The 9,871-nt window shown below is 66.2% G+C and carries 12 protein-coding genes; 2 read left to right on the forward strand and 10 right to left on the reverse strand.

Features of this window, described 5'->3' with window-relative positions; genetic code table 11:
* Positions 1-170: 170 nt before the first annotated feature.
* The 4 genes from ACEQXV_RS16325 to ACEQXV_RS16340 all read right to left on the reverse strand — a co-directional run bounded on the left by ACEQXV_RS16325 (position 171) and on the right by ACEQXV_RS16340 (position 3,391).
* Positions 171-650 carry a CAP domain-containing protein gene (locus tag ACEQXV_RS16325; RefSeq protein ID WP_370270035.1) on the reverse strand — a complete coding sequence of 160 codons (480 nt, stop codon included), beginning with the start codon at positions 648-650 and terminating at the stop codon, positions 171-173.
* 37 nt (positions 651-687) lie between these two features.
* Complete coding sequence (locus ACEQXV_RS16330) at positions 688-2,019, reverse strand: 8-oxoguanine deaminase (RefSeq protein ID WP_370270036.1); 1,332 nt, start codon at positions 2,017-2,019, stop codon at positions 688-690.
* A 126-nt stretch (positions 2,020-2,145) separates the two neighbouring features.
* Entirely contained in the window at positions 2,146-2,958 is an 813-nt protein-coding gene (gene hisN / locus ACEQXV_RS16335; protein WP_370254972.1) for a histidinol-phosphatase, read from the reverse strand.
* Between the two features lie 67 nt (positions 2,959-3,025).
* A complete protein-coding gene (locus ACEQXV_RS16340) occupies positions 3,026-3,391 on the reverse strand; it encodes a helix-turn-helix domain-containing protein (protein ID WP_370254973.1) in 366 nt (121 codons plus the stop codon).
* A 207-nt stretch (positions 3,392-3,598) separates the two neighbouring features.
* Here ACEQXV_RS16340 and ACEQXV_RS16345 point away from each other — a divergent pair, with 207 nt between their 5' ends.
* Entirely contained in the window at positions 3,599-4,558 is a 960-nt protein-coding gene (locus ACEQXV_RS16345; protein ID WP_370254974.1) for an NADPH:quinone oxidoreductase family protein, read from the forward strand.
* Here the strand turns inward: ACEQXV_RS16345 and ACEQXV_RS16350 are convergent, their stop codons facing one another.
* From ACEQXV_RS16350 to ACEQXV_RS16365, 4 genes are all read right to left on the reverse strand, one after another.
* Positions 4,559-4,963 carry a universal stress protein gene (locus tag ACEQXV_RS16350; protein ID WP_370254976.1) on the reverse strand — a complete coding sequence of 135 codons (405 nt, stop codon included), beginning with the start codon at positions 4,961-4,963 and terminating at the stop codon, positions 4,559-4,561.
* 23 nt (positions 4,964-4,986) lie between these two features.
* Entirely contained in the window at positions 4,987-6,003 is a 1,017-nt protein-coding gene (locus ACEQXV_RS16355) for an Ldh family oxidoreductase (RefSeq protein ID WP_370270037.1), read from the reverse strand.
* Between the two features lie 64 nt (positions 6,004-6,067).
* Positions 6,068-7,249 carry a UxaA family hydrolase gene (locus ACEQXV_RS16360; protein WP_370254978.1) on the reverse strand — a complete coding sequence of 394 codons (1,182 nt, stop codon included), beginning with the start codon at positions 7,247-7,249 and terminating at the stop codon, positions 6,068-6,070.
* 12 nt (positions 7,250-7,261) lie between these two features.
* Complete coding sequence (locus tag ACEQXV_RS16365; protein WP_370270039.1) at positions 7,262-7,552, reverse strand: UxaA family hydrolase; 291 nt, start codon at positions 7,550-7,552, stop codon at positions 7,262-7,264.
* A gap of 108 nt (positions 7,553-7,660) precedes the next feature.
* Here ACEQXV_RS16365 and ACEQXV_RS16370 point away from each other — a divergent pair, with 108 nt between their 5' ends.
* A complete protein-coding gene (locus ACEQXV_RS16370; RefSeq protein WP_370270040.1) occupies positions 7,661-8,383 on the forward strand; it encodes a GntR family transcriptional regulator in 723 nt (240 codons plus the stop codon).
* A gap of 13 nt (positions 8,384-8,396) precedes the next feature.
* Here the strand turns inward: ACEQXV_RS16370 and ACEQXV_RS16375 are convergent, their stop codons facing one another.
* Positions 8,397-9,386 (reverse strand): zinc-binding dehydrogenase, encoded by a 990-nt coding sequence (locus ACEQXV_RS16375; protein ID WP_370254981.1) that lies wholly within the window; start codon positions 9,384-9,386, stop codon positions 8,397-8,399.
* Positions 9,383-9,871: SDR family NAD(P)-dependent oxidoreductase (locus ACEQXV_RS16380; protein WP_370270041.1), on the reverse strand; the 489-nt coding region annotated here is incomplete at its 5' end. The genes ACEQXV_RS16375 and ACEQXV_RS16380, both read right to left, overlap by 4 nt.

Raw genomic sequence — 9,871 nt, forward strand, 5'->3', positions numbered from 1 at the left:
CTATCATGATGGGCGACGCCGGGGCATGCGCCGAGGTGCGAATCGCGGGACGGAGGGTGCCGGCGGTATAAAGGCCCGTCGACGGGCCTTCCGCTTGCGCGGCCCCTGGCAGCGCCGGGGCGCGGTTTTGCAAAACCGCGCCTGCTTTCGCGTCGACGCGAAAGCGGCCCTTAGCAGGGCCGGGCCAGCACCATCACCCACTGATCCCCAAACCGGGCGAAGCCGAACTGTTCTGCCCGCGGATGCAGGATATTCGACCGGTGACCGGCAGATTCCATCCAGTCGGCCATGACCGAGGCTTCATCCTGCTGGCCCATTGCGATGTTTTCCGCCGACAGGCAGGCATCATAACCCGCCTGGCGCATCCGCTGATAGACATTGGTGCCGGTCGACCCGGTATGCCCGAAATAGCCGTGGCTGGCCTGGTCCTGCGCGTGCCCCATGGCGATGCGATCAAGCTGGCGGTTGCGGCTGAGGGGGGTGAGGCCCGCGACGGCACGCTGCTGGTTGAGCATGGCTGACACGCTGCCCGAGAGAGACAGCGGCGCGGTCATGGCCAGCCCCCGCGTGGTCGAAGGGGCATTTCCCGATCCCATGCAGCCCGCCGTGGCAAGGGCGGCCGCCAGAAGGGTAACGATCCGTAAACGCATGGTGTCGATCCTGTTCTGCCCCCACCGGTTCAGAGACTCACATCGCGAGCTTCAAGGCAAGCTTGCGCTGCCGATCCATAAGAACAGGTAAATCCACGCTCAAAAGTGTCCCCATTGAGACGATTTTGCGGCCTTCCACGAAAAGATCCCGGACTTTCAGAGGGCCTGCGAGCAGGATCGCGGCCAGATCCCAACTGCCGGCCGCCTCGATGCCCCGCATGTCCCACAGCGCGATGTCGGCCCGCTTGCCCACGGCAATCTGCCCGCAATCGGGCCGCCCCAGAACCTCTGCACCGCCGCGCGTGGCGATCCGCAGCGCCTCGCGCGCGCTCATCGCGTCCGCCCCGCCCGCCACGCGTTGCAGCAGCATCGCCTGGCGCGCCTCGGCCACCAGGTTACCCGAATCGTTGGAGGCTGAACCATCGACGCCAAGCCCCACCTTCATGCCCGCATCGCGCATGGCGCGCACCGGCGCGATGCCGGATCCAAGCCGACAATTCGAGCAGGGGCCGTGGGCGACGCCGGTTCCACTTTTCGCAAAAAGATCAATTTCTTGTCCGTCGATCTTCACGCAATGCGCATGCCAGACATCCGCCCCGGTCCAGCCCAGATCCTCGGCATATTGGCCCGGGCGGCAGCCGAATTTTTCCAGGCTGTAAGCAATATCTTCATCATTTTCCGCCAGGTGGGTGTGCAGCATGACCCCCTTGTCACGCGCAAGGATGGCCGCATCGCGCATCAGCTCGCGACTGACCGAGAAAGGAGAACAGGGCGCGATCCCGACCCGGCACATGGATCCTTCGGCCGGATCGTGGAATGCGTCGACCACCCGGATACAATCTTCCAGGATCGCGGCCTCGCGTTCGACCAGCGCGTCGGGCGGCAGGCCACCATCGCTTTCGCCAATGCTCATCGCGCCGCGCGTGGGGTGGAACCTCAGGCCGATTTCGGCGGCCGCGGCAATGGTGTCATCAAGCCGCGACCCATTGGGATAGAGATAGAGATGGTCGGAGCTGAGCGTGCAGCCCGACAGGGCCAGTTCCGCAAGCCCCACCTGGGCGGAGACGAACATCTCTTCCGGCCCGAAGCGCGCCCAGATCGGGTAGAGCGTCTGAAGCCAGCCGAAGAGAAGCGCATCCTGCGCGGCGGGCACGGCGCGGGTGAGGCTTTGGTAAAGGTGGTGGTGGGTGTTCACGAGGCCCGGCGTGACAAGGCAGCCCTCGGCCAGATCTATCTCGCCCCCCTCAAGCCCATGGCCGATCTCGGCGATGACACCGTCCCGGATACGGATATCGGCGCCCGCCAGTTCGCGGCGATCATCGTCCATCGTCAGGATGCACGCGGCGGATTTCAGGATGATGTCGGTCATGTCAGCCCTCCTTGGTCCCGACGCCCGCTTCGGTCAGAGGTCAAAGGGCGGACCGACAGAAGACGGGCAAAGGACTCGGACACCACCGGGCATAGCCTAGCCCGCCGGACGGGGCAGGCTCAAGCCTCAGGCGGCCTGAAGCAGTTTCAGCGCCTCGGCATGAATGGCGGGATTGGCCGCCGCAACGACCTGGCCACCCTCATGCGCGGGACGGCCCTGCCAATCGGTGACGATGCCGCCCGCGGCCTCGATCACCGCGATCGGGGCCGCGATGTCATAGGCGTGAAGCCCCGCCTCGATCACCAGGTCGACCTGCCCTGCCGCCAGCAGGGCATAGGCGTAGCAATCCATGCCATAGCGCGTCAGGCGCACGCGGTCGCGCACCCGCTCGAACGCGGCCCGTTCGGCCGCGGTCCCCACTTCGGGGAAGGTGGAAAAGAGCGTGGCCCCGACAAGATGCCCCCCCACCCGCGCGGCAAGCGGACGGGTGCCCTGCGGTCCGGCGACCGAGGCCTGCCCAAGCCCGCCTTCGAACCGTTCACCGATGAAGGGCTGGTCGATGATGCCGTAAAAGGGGCCCGCAGCGTCCTGCAAGCCGATCAGCACCCCCCATGTGGGCGTGCCCGAGATGAAGCCCCGGGTCCCGTCGATCGGGTCGAGCACCCAGGTCAGCCCGCTCTGCCCGTCCGACGCCCCATGCTCTTCGCCCAGGATCGCATCTTCGGGGCGGCGCTCGGCCAGCACGGCGCGCATCGCCGCTTCGGCGTCGCGATCGGCCACGGTCACCGGGTCGAAGCCGGCATCCAGCTTGTTGTCGGCAGAGAGCCCCGCCGCGCGGAAATGCGGCAAGGTGGCTGCCCGCGCGGCATCGGCAAGCGCGCGGCCCGTGGCCACCAGGCTGGCGGCGAGATCGGCGGAAATGTCGGATCGGGTCAGCATGGGCGGGCCTGCGGTTGAATGGGTCCCGCCCCGGTTGGCACGGGCGGCGCCCGCCCGTCAACAGGCTTCAGGCGGCCGCGCCAGACAGCACGCGCGCCAGTTCGAAAAGCTGCCGCCGCTGGTTTTCCGGGATGGCATAGTAGGAACGCACCAGTTCCAGCGCTTCCTTGTCGGCCAGAACGTCACCCGCCAGCGTGGTCGACGGATCGATCCCGCCTTCCAGGCCTTCGAAGAAGTAGCTGATCGGCACTTCCAGCGCGTCGGCGATTTCCCACAGCCGCGAAGCGCTGACCCGGTTCATCCCGGTCTCGTATTTCTGGATCTGCTGGAACTTGATGCCCACCTTCTCGGCCAGCTGTTGCTGGGTCATGCTCACCATCCAGCGGCGATGGCGCACGCGCTTGCCGACGTGGATGTCAACGGGATGTTTCATGCCTGTCTCCTGTCTCGCGGCGTCTTGGCCGGCGGCACTTGTTACGCAAGCCACCTAGGACGAAACCGCGATCTGTCGATCCCGTCCGGGATACTTGCCTGCAACAATAGGTCCGTTCGGTCCGACGATCAAAAGGACGCATTGTCCCGGTTGCAAACCGGCCACAGCGCGCTAGCCTGCCGCCCGACCACGCGAAAGGACCAAGACATGCGCGCATTCCGCCTGACCAGCTTCGACACCGCCCCCCAGGTTGAGGAGATTGCCGACCCGACCCCGGCCAAGGGCGAGGCGCTGGTGCGGATCGCCGCCTGCGGGCTGAATTTCGCGGACCTGCTGATGCTCAAGGGCAGCTACCAGGACACGCCCGAGCCGCCCTTTACCATGGGCATGGAAATCGCCGGCACGGTCGAAGCGCTCGGCCCCGACACCGACGGCCCCGCCCCCGGAACGCGGGTGGCGGTTTTCGCCGGCCAGGGCGGTCTGGCGGAAGCGGGCTGTTTCCCGGTCAACCGGATGATCCCCATCCCCGATTCCATGCCCTTCGAGGAGGCGGCTGGCTTCCTTGTGGCTTATGGCACCTCGCACCTGGCGCTTGGCCACCGGGCGCGGCTGCAACCGGGCGAGCGGTTGCTGGTCCTTGGGGCGGCGGGCGGCGTCGGCCTGACGGCGGTGGAAATCGGGGCGCGCATGGGGGCCGAGGTCATCGCCTGCGCCCGGGGCGCGGCCAAGCTGGAGGTGGCACGGGCCGCCGGGGCCAGCCACCTCATTGACAGCGAAACGCAGGACATCCGCGCCGAGGTGAAGGCGCTTGGCGGGGCTGACGTGGTCTATGACGCCGTGGGGGGCGAACAGTTCAAGGCTGCGCTGCGCGCCACCAATCCGGGCGGGCGGCTTATTCCCATCGGCTTTGCCAGCGGCGAGGTGCCCCAGATCCCGGCCAACATCCTGCTGGTCAAGAATCTCGACGTGATCGGGCTATACTGGGGCGGTTACCTGGCCTTCGCGCCCGAGGTGCTGACGGGCAGCCTGGCCGAGCTTTTCGCGATGTATGAGGCTGGCGGCCTGACCCCCCATATCGGCGCGGCCTATCCGCTGGCGCAGGCCACCGACGCCATGGCGCTGCTCAAGTCGCGCAAGTCCACCGGCAAGGTCGTCGTGACCCCCTGATCAGCGCAGAACGTGCACCGTGCAGGGCGCGTGGCGCACGATGCGCGCCGAGGTCGAGCCGAGCAGGTAGTCACCGAGGCCGGGCTTGTGGGACCCCACGATGATCAGGTCGGCCCCTTCCTTGCGCGCGTAATCGGTGATCGAGCGGCCCGAATGACCCTTGATGATGACCGGCGTCACGTCGGTCGCATCGCCAATGCGCTCGGCAAGACCCGCGCGCACCTTGGCCATGGCCTGAGCGACCGCATCCTCGCTGACATAGGCGCTGACGGTGCCGTTGAGCGGTTCGAACACATGCAGCGCGATGATCTCGCCGCCCTCGGATTTCAGGGCGCGGGCGATCTCCAGCGCGCGCTGGCCGAAGCCCTGGTCAAGCGCCAGCGAGACGATGATCTTGGAATACATGTGCAGTCTCCTTTTCGCGTGGCTCACGCCGTGGGAGAGCTGGCAAGCTCTTCGGCCACGGCAAGGTAATTGTTGGGAATGTCCAGCCCTTCGGCCTCGGCCCGGGCAAGGTGGTCCAGGCGGCGCGCGCCGGGCAGGCGAGTGCCTTGCTCGGCAGTGACATGGGCCAGAAGCTCTTCCAGCCGCAGCGCGAAATCGCTGGCGGGGCTGTTGGGCTTGAGGATCAGAAGGATCTGCCCGACACCGGGCGGGGGCCCGTCCGCGGCGAAAAAGGACGAAGCCTCGATGCTGAAATGGGCACTGGTCAGGACGGCGGCCAGGATTTCAACCATGAGCGCCAGCGCCGTGCCCTTGGCACCGCCAATGGGCATCATCGAACCGGCCAGCGCGGCCTCGGGGTCGGTGGTGGGCTGGCCATCCGCGTCCAGCGCCCAGCCTTCCGGGATCGGCTGGCCCGATTTCTTCGCGTGCATGACCTTGCCGCGCGCCACTTGCGACAGCGACAGGTCAATCACCAGCGGATCGGCGCCCTCGCGCGGGGTGGCAAAGGCGATCGGGTTGGTGCCGTAGACCGGCGCGGCCCCGCCCCATGGCGCAATCGCCTTGGGCGTGTTGGCCATCATCAGGCCGATGAAGCCCGCCTTGGCGATACGTTCCACCTGAACCGACAGCGCGCCGCAATGATGGGAATTGGTCACCGCAACCGAGGCCATGCCGAATTGCCCGGCGGTTTCCAGCCCCTCGCGAATCCCCAGGTCGAGCGCCGGGAAGGCAAAGCCATGCTCGGCATCGACGGCGATCTGCGTGGCGCTGAGATGCCAGGCGCGCGGCCGGGCGGCCTCGTTGACCTTGCCGCTTTTGACCTGTGCCGCGTAGTCGGCAAGCCGGGAAAACCCGTGCCCGACCTGCCCCTCCGCCTCGGCCCGCACAAGGGCGGCCGCGACAGCGCAAGCCTGTTCCTGGCCCAGGCCGGTTGCGCTGAAGGCGCGGATCAGAAGGTCTGTGGCATCGGTCAGGCCGATCCGGGTGGTCTCGGACATGGGCAGGCTTTCATGAAAGGCCCCCGGGCGGCAGGAGGATCCACCGCCCGGAGACTTGGCGCCATCAGGCGCTGCGGTAGAGCTTGGTCATCGAGAATTCCCGATGGCCCAGGGCCTCTGCCGCGGTGTTGCGGCCATTGGCGGTGCGCCGGATCATCTCGATCAGGGCATCGCCCGCCTCGTCGATGGTCTGGTCGCGACGCAGGATGCCGGACACGTCCACGTCGATATGCTCGCCCATGGTGCGCACGGTGCGCGGGTTCGCGGTGATCTTGATCACCGGAACGATCGGGTTGCCGACCACGTTGCCCTGCCCGGTGGGGAAGGTGTGGATCACGGCACCGCCGGCGGCCATCAGGGTCACGCATTCGGCCGCGGCCGAGGAGCTGTCCATGAAGTAGAGACCGTTGCCCGACGAGGGCTGCTCGGCCGGATCGAGAATGTCGATATAGCGCGAGGTGCGGCCGATCTTTTCAAGGTTGCCGAGCGCCTTTTCCTCGATGGTGGTCAGACCGCCCAGGATGTTGCCCTTGGTGGGCTGGCTGTCAGAGAGGTCGTCGGTCTGGTGGGCGAAGATCACCTCGTCCTGGTAGGCCTTCCACATCTTGTACCAGCGCTCGCCCACTTCTTCGTTGATCGCGCGCTTCTGGCAGATGTGCTCGGCCCCGGTGATTTCCGAGGTTTCGCCGAAGAAGCCGGTGATGCCTTCGGGCAAGAGCTTGTCATACATGTTGCCCACGGTCGGACAGGAGCCGAGACCGGTGGTGGTGTCGGATTCACCGCATTTGGTGGAGACCCAAAGTTCCGAGATCGAACATTCCTCGCGCTGAAGCTCGGTCGCGTAATGGACGAATTCCTTGGCCTTCCACGACGCCGCGCGGATGGTTTCGAAATCGCCGTTCTGTTCGATCGAGAAGCCCGCGACCGGCTTGCCGGTTGCCGCGATGCCGTCGACGATGACCTTGGTCCATTCCGGTTCGATCCCGATGACGACGACGGCGGCCACGTTGGGGTTGGCGCCGGTGCCGATCATGGTGCGGAAATGCACGTCGAGGTCTTCGCCGAATTGCAGGCGACCGTAGGCGTGCGGAATCGCCAGTGTGCCCTTGACGTTATTGGCCACGGCCTCGACCGCGGCGTTGGAAATGTCATCCACGGGCAGGATCACGACATGGTTGCGCACGCCGACCCGGCCATTGTCGCGCCGGAAGCCCTGGAAGGTGATGTTGGAGTATTTCGATGCCATCTGTCCGGCTCCTTACCAGCGCTTCGTCTTGCAGTTATGGGTATGGACGTGGCCGCCCTTGGGGATGTCGGCGATGATCTTGCCGATATCTTCACCATACTTGATGGCGGTGTCGCCTGCCTTGAGATCCTTGAGCGCGATCTTGTGCCCGATCGGCACGTCGGCCCCTGCGGTCAGCGTGAAGGTGGAATTGTCGTGAGTCACGCAGCAGAACATCTCGGTGCCTGCGGTGAGCCCTTCGACCACGACCACACCGACATTGTCTTCGTGATCATGCACCAGAAGATGCGGGATGTTTGACATGGGGGACTCCTGTTGTCTATCTTCTGTCTTATATAAGACTCTAGACCATAGACTTGTCAATGCGAACCGCTAGACTGGCGCGGCAAGAAACCCGGAAAAAGGCACTGAATGACGAGGGAATTGACCGAGATTAGCCCCAAGCCGCTCTACCAGCAGGTGCGCGAACGGCTTTTGTTGCGGCTGATCGATGGAAACTGGAAAGCGGGCGACGTGATTCCCAGTGAAATTCAGCTCGCGCGCGAGCTTGGGGTTTCGCAGGGAACCGTGCGCAAGGCGCTCGATGAAATGGTGCGCGACAACATCCTGCGGCGCAAGCAGGGGCGCGGCACCTTCGTCGCCAGTTCCGATGACGCGGAATTCGTGTTCCAGTTCTTCCGCCTGCAACCCGACGATGGCGACAGGGTCCTGCCCTCGTCGCTGGTCCTGACCGTCACCCGCGACCGCGCCACGGCCGCGACCGCCGCCAAGCTGGATATCGAGCGGGGCACCGAGACGCTGCGCATCGAACGCATCCGCAGCCTGAACGACCGCCCGGTGATCTCGGAAACGGTGATCCTGGTGCGCGCGCTGTTCGAGGGCTTTCCCAAGGCCCCCGAGATTCCCAACAATCTCTACAATCTCTACGCAAGGCGCTGGAGCATCCGCATCGGGCGCACGGATGAAAGGCTGAAGGCGGCGGGCGCATCGGAGATCGAGGCCGAACGGCTGAATTGCGCGGTTGGCACGCCGCTTCTGTGCATCGAGCGTGTGGCCCATGACCTGAGCGGCGCCCCGGTGGAATTGCGGCTGTCGAACTGCCTTACCGAAGCCTTTCACTACGCGGCCCCGTAAGGCCCCCTGCCCCTCAAGGCTTGAGGATGATCTTGGGCGCGGGCACCTGCCCGCCCCGGATGTCCGCGAAAGCCTGCTGGCCTTCCGCCAGGTGGCGGCATTCGATCCAGTCGAGGGGGCCGAGCGCACCCGAGAACATGGCCGTTGCCGTGTCGCGGAAATCCTGCGCGGTGTAGGTATAGGTTCCGATGAAGGTGATTTCCTGAAGCGTCATGCGCCGGATATCGAGCCCGCCTTCCGAGGCCCCAAGCCCGATATGGCCGATGACGCCGCCGGGGCGCGCATGGGCCGAGGCGGTGGCGCGGGTCGCGGGGTAGCCCACCCCGTCGATCACCAGGTCGACCATGTGGCCGGCGGGCAGGTCGTCGGGCGCGATCACGTCGAAACCGCGTTTCTTCAGGTATTCGGCCCGCATCGGGTTGGGTTCGATCACCTGCACATCGGACACACCCTGCGCTTTCAGGCTTAGCGCGGCCCCGACACCGATGGGACCGCCACCGATGACGAGCGCGGCAAGGCCCTCGCGCGGCTCATCGCGCAGCACGTCGAGCGCCAGGCGCACCGTGTGCCAGCCGCAGGCAATGGGTTCGGCCAGCGACGCCTGTTCCAGCGTCACGTGGTCGGGCACGGTCACGAGATTGCCCTCGGGCATGGCCACAAGCTGTGCGAAAGCGCCTTCTCGCGGCGGCATCGAGATGATCTGGCGGCTGGCGCAGAGGTTCTCGCGCCCGGTGGTGCAGGGCTTGCAGGTGCCGCAGGTGACAAGCGGGTTGATGGTGACGCGCTCGCCATCGCGCGGGCCACCCACGATCACGCCTGCCGCCTCGTGGCCGAGGATCAGCGGCGCAGGGCGGCGTTCGTCATGGCCCAGGAAGGCGTGCATGTCCGAGCCGCAGATGCCGACGCTGTCGACGCGGATCATCACCTCGCCCGCGCCCGGAACCGGGTCGGGGCAGTCGGTGACCATCAGGGCCTCTGGCCCGGTATAGACAAGTGCCTTCATTTCGCCGTGAACCCTCCGTCCACCATCAGGATCTGCCCGGTCACGTAGGCCGAAGCGTTCGAGGCCAGAAACAGCAGCGGCCCGTCGATATCGCTGAGGTCGCCGTTGCGACCGATGCAGGTCTGCGCCGCGTTGCGCGCCGCGCGCTCCGGGTCGCTGAACACGGCCCCGGTCAGCTCGGTCGGGAAGAAGCCCGGCCCGATGGCGTTTGCCGTGATCCCGTGGGGCGACCAGGCCTCGGCCATGGCACGCGTGAGCTGCGCAATGCCGCCCTTGCTGGCGCCGTAGGCGATCCCGCCGGGAAACGCCCGCGTCGATTGCAGCGAGGCGAAATTCACGATCCGGCCCCAGCCCTTGTCCTTCATCGCGGGGGCCAGCATCTGCGCCAGGAAAAAGGGCACCGAGAGGTTGAGCTCCAGCGTCAGGTCCCAGCCCTCTTCGGTCACGTCATCGGCGGGCTGTCGGGTATTCACACCCGCCGCCGT

Source organism: Nioella sp., assembly GCF_964229645.1.
GTDB lineage: Bacteria > Pseudomonadota > Alphaproteobacteria > Rhodobacterales > Rhodobacteraceae > Nioella.